The organism is Arthrobacter hankyongi (assembly GCF_022012395.1).
Lineage (GTDB): Bacteria > Actinomycetota > Actinomycetes > Actinomycetales > Micrococcaceae > Crystallibacter > Crystallibacter hankyongi.
Genome location: NZ_JAKLTQ010000034.1, coordinates 1 through 14,498, shown reverse-complemented (window position 1 = coordinate 14,498; position 14,498 = coordinate 1). Strand labels below are relative to the sequence as shown.

Annotated in this window: 15 protein-coding genes and 1 tRNA gene; 7 read left to right on the top strand and 9 right to left on the bottom strand. The window is 70.7% G+C overall.

All coding sequences use genetic code 11. The features are described from left to right. Positions 1-56: 56 nt before the first annotated feature. Positions 57-329: a hypothetical protein gene (locus LVY72_RS23640; protein WP_237827348.1), complete on the top strand. Its 273-nt coding sequence runs from the start codon at positions 57-59 to the stop codon at positions 327-329. On the opposite strand, the gene LVY72_RS23635 is transcribed toward LVY72_RS23640, so the two are convergent. Further along, on the bottom strand, positions 326-1,378 hold the full coding sequence (locus tag LVY72_RS23635; protein WP_237827347.1) for a GmrSD restriction endonuclease domain-containing protein: 1,053 nt from the start codon (positions 1,376-1,378) through the stop codon (positions 326-328). The two genes, LVY72_RS23640 and LVY72_RS23635, sit on opposite strands and share 4 nt — an antisense overlap. Positions 1,379-1,541: 163 nt before the next feature. Between LVY72_RS23635 and LVY72_RS23630 the strand changes: the two genes are divergently transcribed. Further along, positions 1,542-2,195: a hypothetical protein gene (locus LVY72_RS23630; RefSeq protein ID WP_237827346.1), complete on the top strand. Its 654-nt coding sequence runs from the start codon at positions 1,542-1,544 to the stop codon at positions 2,193-2,195. Between the two features lie 19 nt (positions 2,196-2,214). Here LVY72_RS23630 and LVY72_RS23625 read toward each other — a convergent pair whose 3' ends face one another. The 3 genes from LVY72_RS23625 to LVY72_RS23615 form a co-directional block, all read right to left on the bottom strand. Further along, positions 2,215-3,138, bottom strand: a complete 924-nt coding sequence (locus LVY72_RS23625; RefSeq protein WP_237827345.1) for a TM2 domain-containing protein — start codon at positions 3,136-3,138, stop codon at positions 2,215-2,217. Positions 3,139-3,393: 255 nt separating this feature from the next. Then, positions 3,394-3,467 (bottom strand) — tRNA-Thr (locus tag LVY72_RS23620). A 109-nt stretch (positions 3,468-3,576) separates the two neighbouring features. After that, positions 3,577-4,449: a DsbA family protein gene (locus tag LVY72_RS23615; protein WP_237827344.1), complete on the bottom strand. Its 873-nt coding sequence runs from the start codon at positions 4,447-4,449 to the stop codon at positions 3,577-3,579. Between the two features lie 295 nt (positions 4,450-4,744). Here LVY72_RS23615 and LVY72_RS23610 point away from each other — a divergent pair, with 295 nt between their 5' ends. From LVY72_RS23610 to LVY72_RS23595, 4 genes are all read left to right on the top strand, one after another. Next, on the top strand, positions 4,745-6,160 hold the full coding sequence (locus LVY72_RS23610; RefSeq protein WP_237827343.1) for an alpha,alpha-trehalose-phosphate synthase (UDP-forming): 1,416 nt from the start codon (positions 4,745-4,747) through the stop codon (positions 6,158-6,160). Then, complete coding sequence (gene otsB, locus LVY72_RS23605; RefSeq protein ID WP_237827342.1) at positions 6,153-6,947, top strand: trehalose-phosphatase; 795 nt, start codon at positions 6,153-6,155, stop codon at positions 6,945-6,947. The genes LVY72_RS23610 and otsB overlap by 8 nt, the downstream gene beginning before the upstream one ends. Positions 6,948-7,057: 110 nt before the next feature. Then, positions 7,058-8,152 (top strand): ABC transporter ATP-binding protein, encoded by a 1,095-nt coding sequence (locus LVY72_RS23600; RefSeq protein WP_237827341.1) that lies wholly within the window; start codon positions 7,058-7,060, stop codon positions 8,150-8,152. A 127-nt stretch (positions 8,153-8,279) separates the two neighbouring features. After that, positions 8,280-9,659, top strand: coding sequence for a DUF4032 domain-containing protein (locus LVY72_RS23595; protein WP_237827340.1), 1,380 nt, complete (start codon positions 8,280-8,282; stop codon positions 9,657-9,659). Between the two features lie 29 nt (positions 9,660-9,688). Here the strand turns inward: LVY72_RS23595 and LVY72_RS23590 are convergent, their stop codons facing one another. Next, complete coding sequence (locus LVY72_RS23590; protein ID WP_237827338.1) at positions 9,689-10,309, bottom strand: class I SAM-dependent methyltransferase; 621 nt, start codon at positions 10,307-10,309, stop codon at positions 9,689-9,691. Positions 10,310-10,474: 165 nt separating this feature from the next. Between LVY72_RS23590 and LVY72_RS23585 the strand changes: the two genes are divergently transcribed. Beyond that, complete coding sequence (locus tag LVY72_RS23585) at positions 10,475-10,774, top strand: DUF4193 domain-containing protein (protein WP_237827336.1); 300 nt, start codon at positions 10,475-10,477, stop codon at positions 10,772-10,774. A gap of 112 nt (positions 10,775-10,886) precedes the next feature. Here LVY72_RS23585 and LVY72_RS23580 read toward each other — a convergent pair whose 3' ends face one another. The 4 genes from LVY72_RS23580 to LVY72_RS23565 form a co-directional block, all read right to left on the bottom strand. Beyond that, complete coding sequence (locus LVY72_RS23580; protein WP_237827334.1) at positions 10,887-11,915, bottom strand: hypothetical protein; 1,029 nt, start codon at positions 11,913-11,915, stop codon at positions 10,887-10,889. 166 nt (positions 11,916-12,081) lie between these two features. Next, positions 12,082-13,458: an FAD-binding oxidoreductase gene (locus LVY72_RS23575; RefSeq protein ID WP_237827332.1), complete on the bottom strand. Its 1,377-nt coding sequence runs from the start codon at positions 13,456-13,458 to the stop codon at positions 12,082-12,084. Beyond that, a complete protein-coding gene (locus LVY72_RS23570; RefSeq protein WP_237827331.1) occupies positions 13,455-13,952 on the bottom strand; it encodes a GNAT family N-acetyltransferase in 498 nt (165 codons plus the stop codon). The genes LVY72_RS23575 and LVY72_RS23570 overlap by 4 nt, the downstream gene beginning before the upstream one ends. 14 nt (positions 13,953-13,966) lie before the next feature. Next, positions 13,967-14,452: an SRPBCC domain-containing protein gene (locus LVY72_RS23565; RefSeq protein ID WP_237827330.1), complete on the bottom strand. Its 486-nt coding sequence runs from the start codon at positions 14,450-14,452 to the stop codon at positions 13,967-13,969. Between the last annotated feature and the right edge of the window lie 46 nt (positions 14,453-14,498).

The window sequence follows — 14,498 nt, the reverse complement described above, 5'->3', positions numbered from 1 at the left end:
CCGTTGCAGCTGCCACGCCTAGGATGGGTCCGCTACCGCTGAACAGAGAGATCCCGATGCCTACCGTGCTCCTCATCCTGCTCCTGGCTGTCGGCTGGATCCTCGCCGTGCTGACGATCATCGTCTTCGTCATGGGCGCCGAAAGGTCCCGCCGGGCCGAACGTGACTACCTGGCCGCAGCCGCCCAGCGCAAGCATTCCGAAACCAGCAGCGATGGTGCAGCCGAAAACCGCCTCCCCTGCCCTGAACCCCTCTGTCAGAACGAACCTGCCGAAACGGATCTGTCGGAACCCACCCCTGTCTCGCCACGCCGCCCCCGCACGGCCTAGCCTTCGCAGCCCACCCCGTCGCCGTCCCGGTCGAACTTGGTCTCCCAGCCCGGATCGCCGGCCCGGATCGGCGCCGCGCCGGCGGCCCGGACCGCGGTGCAGTTCTGGTAGAAGACGCCGCCCTCGGTGGCTGGCCGCGGTGCGGCAGGCGCCTTCTCCGGTGCCGCCTTGGGCTTCGGTGCCTGCTTCACGGCCACGGGCACGGACACCCCGCCGTCGTCGTCCGGGACCGGCTGGTCCGGGCAGGAGGCGAGCACCCGGGCGATCGCGTCGTGTTCCGACTGAGTCATCCACAGCTTGTACTTGGCCTTGACCGCAGTCTGCAGGGCCACGTACTCGCAGCGGAACGCCTTGTTCGGCGGCAGCCAGCTGGCGGCGTCGGAGGCGGATTTGGCCTGGTTGGCCGGCCCATCCGCGGCCATCAGGTTCAGCGGGTCGTTGGCAAACGCCTGGCGCTGGTTCGGAGCCAGCCGCTGGGCGCCCTTCTGCCACGCGTCGGCCAGGGCCACCACGTGGTCGATCTGGACCTGGGTGCTGGTGGCGTAGCCGCGGACGAAGTTGATGACCGTGCCGGTGTACGGCTCGGCCAGGGTGCCGGAGATGACGATGCAGTTGTTGGTGCCCGGCCGGAAGGTCTCGTCCGTCAGGTCGCGGGCGAGGATGTCGTTGCGGGCATCGCAGCCGTTGCGGTCCGGGTCCTGCCAGCCATGGCCGAACTGGTCGCGGGAGTATCCGGTCTTCGGAGCCCGGCCCTTGATCGCAATGGTGGCCAGCTGGGCCAGGGCGGTGCCGGCCTTCGTCGCGGCGGGCGCGGGAGACGGTTTTGTGGTTTTGGGGACCTTGACGGGGCTCGCGGCGGCTGTCGGGGCCTGCGGCCGGGGGGTCTGGGCCGGTCCGGACGTCTGCGCAGCCACGGCTGCCGGCGGAGCGCTGCCGACCGTTCCGGTCGCGGCTTCCGAGCCGCAGGCGGACAGCACGACGACGGCGAGCGCGGCGGCGGCCAGCGAGGTTAACGTCCGGGTTCGGGACGGGTGGTGTTGAGCAGTCATGGTTCCCCCAAGATGTGCAGTGAATTCCTGACCAGACTAGGCACACCGCCGCCGCATGCGCGGCCAGGGGAGCTGCCCGGGCGCGCCGCGCGCATCGGCAGCCGGGCAGCTCGACGGCCACTAAAATCGAGCGGGTAACAGCACAGCATGGAGGAAACACCCCTTGGCCCGAGGTAAGCACCACCCGCCCCGCCCCAAACCCGCCGGCAGCGAAGGCATGCTCATTGCCGGCGACCTGAAGAAGGACCGGGGCTGGACCGACACCCAGATCAAGACCTTCCTGCCCGAGCCGGACCAGCTGGCCCGCAACCCGTTTTCCCGCAAAGCCGCCCCGATGAAGCTCTACGCCCTGGCGCGCGTACTGGAAATCGAGGCGTCCGAGGAGTACCGGAAGGCCCGGGAAGCCTCGCGGACCCGGCAGCTCGCGGCCCGGGAGCGTGCCCTGGCAAAGAAGAAGGAGGCGGTCGCGGTCGCCGAGGCGCTGCCGCTGCGGATCAACCCCGAACCGTGGCCGGTGGTGCAGCAGCAGGCCATCGAGCACTTCAACCGCCGGCTCAGGCGCGGGCAGTCGCCGGCCGGCCCGCGGACCGTCCAGCACCGGCTGGACCGGCTGACCGTGAACTACCTGCGGCACCAGCAGACCTCCTACGAGACCGAGCTGCGGGCGTTCAAGGGAGTCATCGGCGTAGGCGAGGCCTACCTGGTGGTGCGCAACCGCATCCTGGATCTCATTGCGGCCACCTACCCGAACCTGCGGACTGAGTGTGAACGGCAGAAGTTCGAGGAGGCCGACCTGCCGGACGGCGTGACGCTCTAAGGATCCGGGCCCGGTGGGATTACGGCTGGCGCAGCACCTGTTCGGCCACCCGTGCCGTCCACCGGCCGGAGGACTGCGCGTAGAGCCGGTACGTGCCCGGTACCGCGGCCACGGTCACCTCGCCTGTCTCCGGTTTCATCGCGGCGATCACCGGTGGGGTAAAGTGCGGCAGCTCGTTGGCTCCGGCCGGCAGCAGGTAGAGGAATCCGGCAGCATTGAGGGTGTAGCTGATCCGCAGCGTATCCCCCGTAACCAGGAATGCTGTGGACGGACCGTCGCCGTTCCGCGAGAGCGTCGCGGCTTCTTCCCAGACCCAGACCCGCTGCGGGGCCGGGAACAGGGCGGTCAGCACGGATAGTGTGGTCCGTCCGGCGCCGACCGCCAGCGGCCGGGCAAGAGGCGCCACCGCGGTCACGGCTGCGGCACCGGCCCCCAGGATCACCGCCAGGGACACCACCACGGCCAGCAGCCGGTGGCTGCGCCGCCCCTTCATCGGATGCCCGCCGCCGTCGACGGCATATCCGGTGGCGACCGCGAGCAGGTCGCCGGCCCACCACAAGCCGGCACCGCCCAGGGTGAGCAGCTTCAGGGTCCCGGTGACGGGCCGGCCGCGGTGGAACCGGTCGACCCCCAGCATGCCCAGGAACAGCGACAGTACCCAGTTGGTACGGAAGTCCTTCAGCACCGGCATGTCCACCGGGAACGGCCCGTATTCCTCCGCCTTCGGCGGCCGGGGAACGGCGGTGCGCGTCCGCTCAAGGTTCCGCGGTACGGGCAGCACACCGGGCCGGACGGACGGGAGCGCGGGCGGCGGACCCGCGGGGGTGCCGGGCAGCGCCTGCCGCAGCACGGCGGAGAGCCGGACGACGTCGAAGGGTGGTTGCTGCCGGTGCGGCTCCGAGGCGATCCCGCCGGCGGCCCGGCCACCGTCGGAATCATCCATCGCGGCCACCGCTACCGGCTGCCCTGTGGCCGCAGGCCAGTACGCCATGAGTGCGGCGGCTTCCGGTTCCCCACCCGCCGGTCCCCGCACCCATGCGCAGATTCCGCACGAGCCGGCCGGCCACAAATACAGCTTATCTCCGCTGTCAACGAACGGGCCGGCCGGGAATCCGGGCGGGCCCTGTTCGCACCACGCAGATCAGCGAGGGACAGGAAAACCCCGCGTGCCAGACCTGATGGACGCGGGGTGTATCGGAGCCCCCTGCCGGATTCGAACCGGCGACCCCCTGTTTACAAGACAGGTGCTCTGGCCAACTGAGCTAAGGAGGCGCGGCCGGGAGCCAACATTCCCGGCTACAAAAGACTAACCGACGGCCGGGGGATCAGGAAAACTTTGCCTGGTCCCCCGGCCGCCGGCCGTCCGCGGCCTAAGCGGCAATCAGCCCTTGATCGCGGCGTCGGTGTAGGCCTGGAAGTCAGGCTGCGTGGCGCCGTCCCACTTCTTGCCCTGCACGTAGACGGTCGGGGTTCCACCCACCTTGTACTCGTTGAAGGTCTCGTTGGTGAACTTCGCCCAGGGCCGGAACTCGCCGTTGTCGATGCAGGAGGACACACCGGGTGCGCCCGCCGATTCGGCGATCCGGGCCAGGGTGGCATTGTCCAGGCCCGCGCCGCCCTCGGCGGGCTGCTGGGCGAACAGTTCGGTCAGGTAGGTGTTGAAGGCCGCGGGCTTCTCGTCCGCCACGCAGGCCACCGCGTTGGCCGCGCGGGAGGAGTAGTTGGTGGTGGAGACGCGGTCCAGGAAGGTGGCCAGCCGGTATTCGACGGTCGCCTTGCCCTCCTTGACCAGGCCCTGCAGGTAGTCCGAGTACTGCGCCTCGAACTGCTTACAGATCGGGCAGCCCATGTCCGCGTACACCACGATCTGCGCCGGCTGGCCCTTGGCCGCAGCTGCGACGCCGGCCGGCACGATGCTGCCGTCCGTGCCGGTCGAGGCCGGGGCGGGGATCTTGGCCACATCCACCGTGTGGGAATCGGTAGCCTGCAGGCCTGCCTTGGCCAGAACGAAGCCGCCGTTGACATTGCCGTGCTGCGGGGCCGGCCCGGCGTCGGGGATGTTGCCGCGGTTGTTCGAGATGACCACCAGGGCGACAATCACAATGATGGCGACCACGGCCCCCACGATGCCCCAGCGCAGCAGCAGCGAATTCCGCTTCTCGCGGCGCTGCTGCTGTTCGCGGATCTGCCGCGCCTTCTCTCGGGCGGTGGCGGTGCGCTCCGCTTTCGTAGGCCTGGGGGCGTTCTGTGCCATTGGTCCTCTTGTCTTTCATGCTGGTGCCGGCCCGGCAGGGCGCGGATGGATTTCAGTTTATCGGTCGAGGGTCCCGCGGCGAGCTTGCGAGCTGCGGGAGACCGATGAACGTTATCGGTCGAGGGTCCCGCGGCGAGCTTGCGAGCTGCGGGAGGCCGATCGACGTTAGGCGAAGCCCGGCACCGACAGACGTCGGCCCCGGGCCCTTCCAAGGCTAAGAACGTCCCGGTCGCCCGCTTTGTTTCCTTTTCCTTATAGAGTCATAAAAAGTCCTTAACAATGTTCTGGAGGTCACATGGACGACGGCGGCTATGGGAATTACGACTTCATCGTGGTCTCGAACCGGTTGCCGGTGGACCGGGTAGCGGACGACGACGACGGCGAGGGCTGGCGCCGCTCGCCCGGGGGGCTGGTGACGGCGCTGGCGCCGGTCATGAGCAGTTCGGACGGTGCCTGGGTGGGATGGCACGGGGCCCCGGACGAGAACGTGGAGCCGTTCGAGCACGAGGACACTTTCCTGGTGCCGGTGCCGCTGAGCGAGGAGGAAGTCGAGTTCTACTACGAGGGCTTCTCCAACGCGACCCTGTGGCCGCTCTACCATGACGTGATCGCCCCGCCGGAATTCCACCGCACCTGGTGGGACTCCTACCAGGCCGTCAACCGGCGCTTCGCCGAGGCCACCGCCGGGATCGCCGCCCAGGGGGCCACGGTCTGGGTGCAGGACTACCAGCTGCAGCTGGTGCCCCGGCTGCTGCGCCAGATGCGCCCGGACCTGCTGATCGGCTTCTTCAACCACATTCCGTTCCCGCCGGTGGAGATCTTTGCCCAGCTGCCGTGGCGGCGCCAGGTGGTCGAGGGTCTGCTGGGCGCGGACCTGGTCGGCTTCCAGCGCGCCAGCGACACCGGCAACTTCCTGCGGGCCGTCCGCCGCTTCACCGGAAACAACACGCGGCAGCAGCATGTGGAGCTGCGGGAGGACGGCGTCCGGCGGGAGTGCCGGGCGGACACCTTCCCGATCTCCATCGACGTGGCCCGCATCGACGAGCTGGCCCGGCGGCCGGACGTGCTCGAGCGGTCCCGCCAGATCCGCGACGAGGTGGGCAACCGCAAGATCCTGCTCGGCGTGGACCGGCTGGACTACACCAAGGGCATCGGACACCGGATCAAGGCCTACGGCGAACTGCTCGACGACGGCAAGCTGCAGGTCGAGGACGCAGTGCTGATCCAGGTCGCCAGCCCCAGCCGCGAGCGCGTGGAGTCCTACCGCCTGCTGCGCGACGAGATCGAGGCCGCGGTCGGGCGGATCAACGGCACCTTCGACACCATGGGCAGCACCGCCGTCCGATACCTGCACCACAGCTACCCCACCGAGGAAATGGTCGCCCTCTACCTGGCCGCGGACGTCATGCTGGTCACCGCCCTGCGCGACGGTATGAACCTGGTCGCCAAGGAATACGTGGCCGCGCGCACCGGTGCGGACGGGGCCTTGGTGCTGAGCGAATTCACCGGCGCCTCGGACCACCTGCGCCAGGCCGTCCTGGTCAACCCGCATGATATCGACGGGCTGAAGGAGCGCATCCTGCAGGCCATCGCGATGCCCAAGGCGGAGGCCGGGCGCCGGATGCGCGCCATGCGCCGGCAGGTCCTGCAGAACGACGTCGAACACTGGTCGCAGACCTTCCTGCGCGCGCTGAGGTCCGAACGTGGCTGAGGCCGCCGCCCTGCCCGACCCCGGCCTGCGGGCCGCGCTCGAGGTCCTGGCCGGGACCCACCGGCTGCTGGTCGCGCTGGATTTCGACGGCGTGCTCGCGCCGATCGTCGAACACGCCGCGGATGCGCGGCCGCTGCCCGCTGCTGCCGCCGCCGTGACGGCGCTGGCGGGGCTGCCCGGCACGACGACGGCGTACATTTCCGGCCGGGCCCTGGCCAGCCTGCGGCTGGTCGGCTCCCCGGATGAGCGGACCCTGCTGATCGGCTCGCACGGCGGGGAGGTCTTCACCGGTCCGGACAGTGCTCCGCTGGCGCTGGACGCCGGGCAGGCCGCCGCGCTGGCGGCGGCCACCGGCGTCGTCGAACGGGTGGTCGCCGGGCACCCGGGCACGGTGCTGGAAGCCAAGCCGGCCGGCGTGGTACTGCACACCCGGACCGCGCCGGACGACGTCGCCGCCGCGGCCACGGCGCAGGCCCGCGCGCTGCTGGAGCAGATTCCCGGGGTGCACCTGTCGGACGGCAAACAGGTGCTGGAGACCTCGGTGATCAGCGCGGACAAGGGCCAGGGCCTCGAACTGCTGCGCGGCTTCACCGGCGCCGACGCGGTGCTGTTCGCCGGGGATGATGTCACGGACGAGAATGCCTTCCGGGTGCTCCGGGGCCAGGATGTGGGGATCAAGGTGGGTCCGGGCGAAACGGCGGCGCGGCACCGGGTTCAGTCGCCGGAGGCCTTCGCCGCGGTGCTCGCGCTGCTCGCCGAACTGCGCGCCGCTGCCGTGCGCCGCTGAGGCCGCCGGACCGCCGCGTGGGATACTGGGCGCGGGTCCGGCCGCGCTGCCGGATCCTTCCCGATCACCCGGACCGTCGGGCACGTACCTGCCCGTGAAGGGAATTGACGATGGCAACGGTAACCTTCGACAACGCCACCCGGCGCTATCCGGGCATGGCCGGCCCGGCGGTGGACGGGCTCACGCTGGACATTGCGGACGGCGAGTTCCTGGTCCTGGTCGGCCCCACCGGCTGCGGCAAGTCCACCGCGCTGCGGATGCTCGCGGGCCTGGAGGATGTGGATGCCGGCCGCGTGCTCATTGACGGCCGGGACGTGACCACCGCGCCGGCCAATGACCGCGACGTGGCCATGGTGTTCCAGAACTATGCGCTCTACCCGCACATGACGGTGGCGGACAACATGGGCTTCGCGCTGAAGATTGCCGGTGTGCCGGCGGACGAACTGGCCGAACGGGTGCGCGAGGCCGCCCGGCTGCTGGAGCTGGAGGAGTTCCTGGACCGCAAGCCCAAGGCCCTCTCCGGCGGGCAGCGCCAGCGGGTGGCCATGGGCCGGGCGATCGTGCGCCATCCGCGCGTCTTTTTGATGGACGAGCCGCTCTCCAACCTGGATGCGGCGCTGCGGGCCCAGACCCGCACCCAGATCGCTTCGCTGACCCGGCGGCTGGGGGTCACCACCGTCTACGTCACGCACGACCAGGTTGAGGCGATGACCCTCGGGGACCGGGTGGCCGTGCTCAGGGACGGGGTGTTGCAGCAGGTGGCCCCGCCGCGGGAACTCTACGACCGGCCGGCGAACCTGTTCGTGGCCGGCTTCATCGGCTCCCCGCCGATGAACCTGCTCCAGCTGCCGGTGGACGACGGCGCGGTGCGGCTGGGCGGCGCGGTCCTGCCGCTGCCGGCCGCCGCGGCGGCTTCCCCGGCCGCGGCGGCCTCGGTGGTGCTGGGGGTGCGGCCCGAGGACTTCGAGGTCGCCGTGGACCAGCCGGCCGGGCTGGCCGTGAAGGTGGAATCGGTGGAGGAACTCGGCGCAGATGCCTACCTGCACGGCAAGGCCGCCCCGGCCGGGCCCGGCGGGCAGCCCGTCCGGCTCACCGCCCGGGTGGATGTCCGGCAGCCGCCGGAGCCCGGCAGCACGGTGCACCTGTTGCCGACGGCAAGCCGGGTGCATTTCTTCGATCCGGCCACCCGCCGGCGCCTGGGCTGAACCGCCGCCGCCCCGGGCGGCCGACCCCCTGCTGCGGACCGGCCTGTCCGCCAATCGTTGCCTCCGGGTGGGCAGTCTGGTCCCTGGGACTGCTCCAGCCGTCGCCGTTCTACGATAGGAACCAATAATGAAGGGCCCCGCCGCACACTGGCACGACGAACCCACCGACTTCGGCCAGATGGGCAAGCTTCCGCGCGGCCACGGGGTGGCACCGGCGGCAGCCATCGGCTCGCTGAACATCACCTCCGCCACCACGGACGAGGAGCTGCTGGACCTGCCCTGGCACCTGGCGCTGGAGGACTGGCCGGTGGCCAACCTCGCGGCCCTGCCGCGCGGACTCTCCCGGCACATCGTCCGCTTCGCGCACCTGTCCGGCTCGGTCATCGCGGTCAAGGAGACCAGCGAGCATGTGGCCCGGCACGAATACCATATGCTGCGCAGGCTGCAGCGGCTGGACGTGCCCTGTGTGGAACCGCTGGCAGTGCTCACCGGCCGCCGCACCGCCGACGGTTCGGAGCTGGACCCGGTGCTGGTCACCCGGCACCTGCGCTTCTCCCTGCCCTACCGGGCGCTGTTTTCGCAGACCCTGCGCCGGGACACCCTGACCCGGCTGATTGATGCGCAGGCCCTGCTGCTGGTCCGGCTGCATCTGGTCGGCTTCTACTGGGGCGATGTGTCCTTGTCCAACACCCTCTTCCGCCGCGACGCGGGCGCCTTCGCTGCCTACTTGGTGGATGCCGAGACCGGCGAACTGTACCCGGAGCTGTCCAACGGCCAGCGCGAATACGATCTGGAAATCGCCCGGGTGAACATCGCCGGGGAACTGATGGACCTGCACGAAGGCGGGCTGATCGAGGAAAAGATCGACCCGCTGGCCACCAGCGAGCGCATCATGGACAGCTACCGCAAGCTCTGGGCCGAGCTGACCGGGAAGGAATCGTTCGACCTCGGCGAACGCTGGCGGGTCAACGCGCGCATCCGCCGGCTCAACGAACTCGGTTTCGATGTGGAGGAATTCACCATCAAGACCACGGCGGACGGCTCCAGCATCCAGCTCCAGCCCAAGGTGGTCGACGCCGGGCACCACCAGCGCCGGCTGCTGCAGCTGACCGGCCTGGACGCCGAGGAGAACCAGGCCAGGCGGCTGCTCAACGACATGGACGCCTACCGTGCGGACAACAACCCGGACCTGGACCAGGAGCTCAGCGCCCATCTGTGGGTCCGCCAGGTCTTCGAACCGGTGGTCCGCGCCATTCCGCGCGAGCTGCAGGGCAAGCTGGAGCCGGCGGAGGTGGTGCACCAGCTGCTCGAGCACCGCTGGTACCTCTCCGAGGAGCAGAACCGCAACGTCCCGCTGGCCGAAGCCGTCCAGTCCTACATCGACAACGTCCTGCGGCACCGCAGGGACGAGGCGGCCTTCATGCTGCAGGAGGACAGCCGGCCGGCCGGGCCGCCGCGGCCAGACACCGGCGGCACGCCGCCGGCGTCGCGGCCCGACGGCAGCTGACGCCGAACGGCCGATCGCCCGTTCGGCGTCTATCGGCCGGTTTCCGCCGAACGGGAGAAGACTGCCACGAGGAAGTCCGCGCCGGCGTGGAACGGGCGCAGGTCCCACGTGGCCAGCTTCAGGTCCACCGCCAGCCCGGCAGCGGCGGCGTCCGCCAAAAACGTGCCGAAGTCGTAGCCGCGGTCGGCGCCGAAACCGGTCACCAGCCGGCCGTCCGGGCGCAGGTGCGCGGCCAGCCCCGCCAGGACCGCGCGCTCGGTGCCCGGCGCCAGGAAGGTCAGCACGTTGCCCGCGCTGACGATCAGGTCGAAGCCCCCTGCGATGCCCCGCGCCGGCAGGTCCAGTTCTGCCAGGTCCCCGACCAGCCAGGTCACGTCCGGATGGTCCCGGCGCGCGGCGTCGATCAGTTCCGGGTCGATGTCCACGCCCACCACCTCGTGCCCGCGCACGGCCAGCGCCCCGCCCACCCGGCCGGGCCCGCAGCCGGCGTCCAGGATCCTGCTGCCGCGCGCGGCCATCGCGTCGATCAGCCGGGCCTCGCCGTCGAGGTCCCGGCCCTCGCGCCGCATCGCCTCGAAACGGTTGATGTACCAGGCCGAATGGCCGGGGTTCCTGCGCTTCTGCGCCTCCCACAGGGTTTCTTTTCGCACGCCCCCAGCCTACGCCCGCCGGCCCCGCCCCGGCCGCCCCGCGGTGTGCCCAAGAACACTGCAGGATAACCGGGATTATGGGCCGGGGGCCGCCTGGACGTGGGCTATGATGGGGCGCTGCAATACTGCGAATTTCCACCGATCCACCAGGAGTTTACGACCCCAATGGCAACCGATTACGACGCGCCGCGCAACAAGGACGATGAGCAGGGACACGAGTCGCTGGAGGCGCTGAAGTCGCAGCGCGGAGGGGCGCAGACCGCGCTGATCGACGTCGAGGACTCCGACACCGCCGAGGGGATCGACCTGCCCGGTGCCGACCTGTCCGGCGAGGAACTGGTGGTCCAGGTCATTCCGCCGCGCGAGGACGAATTCACCTGCGCATCCTGCTTCCTGGTCCGGCACCGTTCCCAGGTCGCACGCGAAGGCAAGAACGGACTGTACTGCCGCGACTGCGAAAGCTGAGACCGGGGCGTTCCGTCAGTGGTTCGGGCCGCGGGAACGCCCGGACCGGTCGGCCTCGCCCGTTGACGGCCACCCCGCATGCGTCCGCGCACGGGTACCCCTGGCCGTTCTCTTAAGCGGGTCCCTCCGGCCCGGCTTCCCGGTCCCGCTCCGCCCGGTCCGTCCCCTGCGCAGCAGGCGCCCCGGCCGCGGGCCAGAGCACTTCGGTGTCCGGCCACGGCGAACCGGTGCCGCCTGTCGGCTGGCGCCGCACCGGCCTTCGTCCCGGCGTGCGGGCGGGCCCGGACTTGGTTCCCAGCAGTCCCGGCGGCTTCGGCCCGCCTGGCACGGCCGGGCGGCCCCGGGACTCCCCGGAGCCGGTTCCGCGGAACCGGGAGACAAAGACCGCCGCTGACCACAGCACCGCCAGCACGCACAGGGCCGGGCTGTCCACCGACCCGGCGCTCTTCGGGTACAGCAGCCATCCGGCCGCCAGCAGCACGGTGCCGGCGCAGCACAGCGTCCCGTGCAGCGGCCGGCCCGGCGGCCAGAACGCCATGACCAGCACGGTCAGCGCCATGAAGATGCCCAGCGCCGCCTGCAGCGGCCAGTGCGCCAGTCCCCAGGAGTAATCCTCCGCAGCCCCGGCGGCCTGTGACCTCTCAACGGCGGCCGCGGCATAGGCCCACCACGCCGGCGCGCCGGCCAGGGCCAGCAGGAACAGCCGCCCGTCGGTCCGCAGTCCCTGCCGTGCCGGCTGCGGGCGCGTCCCGGCCCACTTCCCGGCAGCCACTATGGCCGTCATCGGCAGCAGGATCAGCGCGACCACCAGCGGGTCCAGGCTGGCACACAACGCTGCGGCCAGCAGCAGCGCCGCGGCCACCGTCCACAGCTGCACAATGGCCGGCCACGGGTGCAGCGGCCGCGCCGCGATGGCCGCGAAGGCGCCGCCCACGATGAGCGTAAACAGCACGCCCCAGCTGATCTGCAGACCCGCCACGGCATCCATGCCGCCGCCGGTCAGGGCCAGCAGGTCGACGATGCCGTAGAAGCCAACGGCCCAGAACAAGGCCGCGAACCCGGCCCAGAGCGACCGGGACGTTCCCGAAGCGACGGCCATGCGGCCACGGCGGAAGCCTCCGGCCCCGCTCTGCTCACGCAAGAACATACTTCAGCATAGGCTGCATCTGCCCGCAGGGTGGGGCGCGAGGGACGCGCCTAAGCGAACGGCCAGGGTCCCCGTGCGCGAAGCGTGCGGGGTGGCCGTGAACGGGCGAAGCCGACCGGTCCCGGCCTGAGCCTGCGAAGGTCGGGCGGCCGCTGAACGCTCAGGCGTCGATGCGTTCGGGCAGCGCCTTGCCCGGGTTCAGCAGGCCGGCCGGGTCGAAGAGTCGTTTGATTCCACGCTGCAGTTCCAGCACTTCCTCGCGCTGCTCGCGGGGCAGCCAGCGCACCTTGTACTGGCCGATCCCGTGCTCGCCGGTAATGGTCCCGCCCAGGGCCAGTCCGACGTCGATCGATTCGTCCAGCGCCGCGTTCAGGGCCGGCACCTTGGCCGCCTCGCCCGGGCCCACCCAGAAGGTCGGATGCAGGTTGCCGTCCCCGGCATGGGCGACCACCTTCAGCCCGACGCCGTGATCCGCGGCGATGCGCTGCAGCTCGGCAATGTAGTGGACCAGCTGGGACCGCGGCACCGCCACGTCCTCCCCCACCCGGAAGTCGTCGTCGACCTCCGCGCCGCGGCTGTGCCGGCGCAGCTCGACCAGGCGCACGGCTTCCTCGTAGTCCTCGGTGGTGGTCGTGGCACCGAGCGCGGCCAGCTCCCGGCGGATGATCTCCGCCTCGGTGCGGGCGGCGAAACCATCGGTCTGGATCAGCAGCAGCGCCCCGCCGCGGCTGCGCAGGTCCGAACCCTGCTCCGCGTCCAGCTGGAGGAGCGTATTGCCGTCGAGCAGTTCCATGATCGCCGGCTGGACCCGTGCCTTGCCCACGGCCAGCACGCCGGCTGCCGCCGTCGCGAACTCGGGAAAGAAGGCGGCGATGGTCTCCACCTCGGTGGGCAGGTACCGCAGCCGCACGGTGGCCCCCACGACGATGCCCAGGGTTCCTTCGGAGCCGACGAAGAGTCCGGTCAGGTCGTAGCCGGCCACGCCCTTGAAGGTGCGGTGGCCGGTGCGGATCAGGGTGCCGTCCGCAAGCACAACGTCCAGGCCCAGGACGGACTCGCGCGTCACGCCGTACTTGGCGCAGCGCAGCCCGCCGGCGTTGGTGGCGATGTTCCCGCCGATGGTCGACGTCCGGTAGCTGGCCGGATCCGGCGCATACATCAGGCCGTATTCGGCGGCCGCGGCGTTCAGGTCCGCGTTGACGACGCCGGGCTCCACCCGGGCGACCTCGTCTTCGGGGTGGATCTCCAGGATCCGGTTCATCCGCTCCAGGCTCAGCACCACGCACCCCTCGGTGGCATGGGCTCCGCCGGACACCCCGGTGCCTGCCCCGCGGGCGACGACGGGCACGCCGTGTTCCGAGGCCAGGCGCAGCACCGCCTGCACGTCCTCGACCCGCTCGGCGAAGACGACGGCGGCAGGCAGGAAATGCTTGAGCACCGGGCCCTGGTCCGCCGCGTACGCGGCCCGCCGGGCCTCGTCCGTGGCCAGCTGCCCGGCCGGGAGCAACGACGCCAGGGCGGTGAGGATGGTGGTCATGCGTCGAGTGCCTCCGTCGGTAGTTCCAGAATGATTTCCTGACGCGCGGCATCGAGCAGGTAGGGCTCGCGCTCGCCTCGGTCAATGAAACCATGGCGCCGGTAAAAAGCAAGGGCACGCAGGTTGTCCTCGTGCACGCCCAGTTTCAGGATTTTGGCCCCCGACTCCTCGCGCACCCAGCCGAGGATTTCGGCCAGCAGCCGGGCCGCCAGCCCGCTGCCGCGGTAGGCCGGCGCAACCCAGACGGCCGCCAGCCAGGCCGTACCGTCCTCCTCGACGTAGCAGGACATGGTCCCCACGGCCTGCCCGTCCTCGGCCGGGTCCGAGGCCAGCACGCTGACGCTGTTCTTGCCGGTGGACCGGCTGGCGGACTCCCGCCACTGGGCGTCGGTGTTTTGCCCGGCCTGGGCCAGCGACTCGGTGAAGGCGATCGGGTAGTCCGCCAGCATCAGCAGCCGCAGATCGCGCCAGACCTGCCAGTCCTGCGGTGTCATGCGGCGCAGACAGATCACGCAGTCCCGCCCATGAAACGCACATACCGGTGCAGCACCGGCGGCCAGCCGGCGGCATATTCGGCCCGGCGGGATGCCCCCTCCGGGTCCCGCTCCCAGCCCGTGTGGGTCAGCCGCACCACCGTGCTGCCGTCCGCAGCGGGAGCGAACTCGACGTCGACGGTCCCGGCGGTGGCCGGGGTCGTCCCCGGATGCCAGGTCACGCGAAGGCGGACGGGAGGCTGCCAGTCGAGCACGTCGCCCCAGATGCTGACCTCGTCCGCCGGCGAGGTCTCGGTCAGGACCCGGTCCTCGAATTCGACGTGGCTGCCTTCGCCGTACACGCTGTGCGAGTCCACCGGCCACCACAGATGGATCAGGTCGGTGAATCCTTCAAACGCCTCCGTCGCGGCATGCGGCACCGTGACCTCGCAGTGCACGGGCGGCTGCGGTTCAGGCCGGTCCGGCAGGTCGGGGGCGTGGGAGAAGAGGGAAGGACTCATCCCCCCAGCCTAGCGAACGCGGTCCGCCCCGCCGGCTTGTGTCGTG

Excerpts from the sequence above, each read along its gene's own strand:
- LVY72_RS23640 (WP_237827348.1), top strand. The coding sequence starts at position 57 with ATGCCTACCGTGCTCCTCATCCTGCTCCTGGCTGTCGGCTGGATCCTC.
- LVY72_RS23635 (WP_237827347.1), bottom strand. The coding sequence starts at position 1,378 with ATGACTGCTCAACACCACCCGTCCCGAACCCGGACGTTAACCTCGCTG.
- LVY72_RS23625 (WP_237827345.1), bottom strand. The coding sequence starts at position 3,138 with ATGGATGATTCCGACGGTGGCCGGGCCGCCGGCGGGATCGCCTCGGAG.
- LVY72_RS23615 (WP_237827344.1), bottom strand. The coding sequence starts at position 4,449 with ATGGCACAGAACGCCCCCAGGCCTACGAAAGCGGAGCGCACCGCCACC.
- LVY72_RS23610 (WP_237827343.1), top strand. The coding sequence starts at position 4,745 with ATGGACGACGGCGGCTATGGGAATTACGACTTCATCGTGGTCTCGAAC.
- LVY72_RS23600 (WP_237827341.1), top strand. The coding sequence starts at position 7,058 with ATGGCAACGGTAACCTTCGACAACGCCACCCGGCGCTATCCGGGCATG.
- LVY72_RS23595 (WP_237827340.1), top strand. The coding sequence starts at position 8,280 with ATGAAGGGCCCCGCCGCACACTGGCACGACGAACCCACCGACTTCGGC.
- LVY72_RS23585 (WP_237827336.1), top strand. The coding sequence starts at position 10,475 with ATGGCAACCGATTACGACGCGCCGCGCAACAAGGACGATGAGCAGGGA.
- LVY72_RS23575 (WP_237827332.1), bottom strand. The coding sequence starts at position 13,458 with ATGACCACCATCCTCACCGCCCTGGCGTCGTTGCTCCCGGCCGGGCAG.
- LVY72_RS23570 (WP_237827331.1), bottom strand. The coding sequence starts at position 13,952 with ATGACACCGCAGGACTGGCAGGTCTGGCGCGATCTGCGGCTGCTGATG.
- LVY72_RS23565 (WP_237827330.1), bottom strand. The coding sequence starts at position 14,452 with ATGAGTCCTTCCCTCTTCTCCCACGCCCCCGACCTGCCGGACCGGCCT.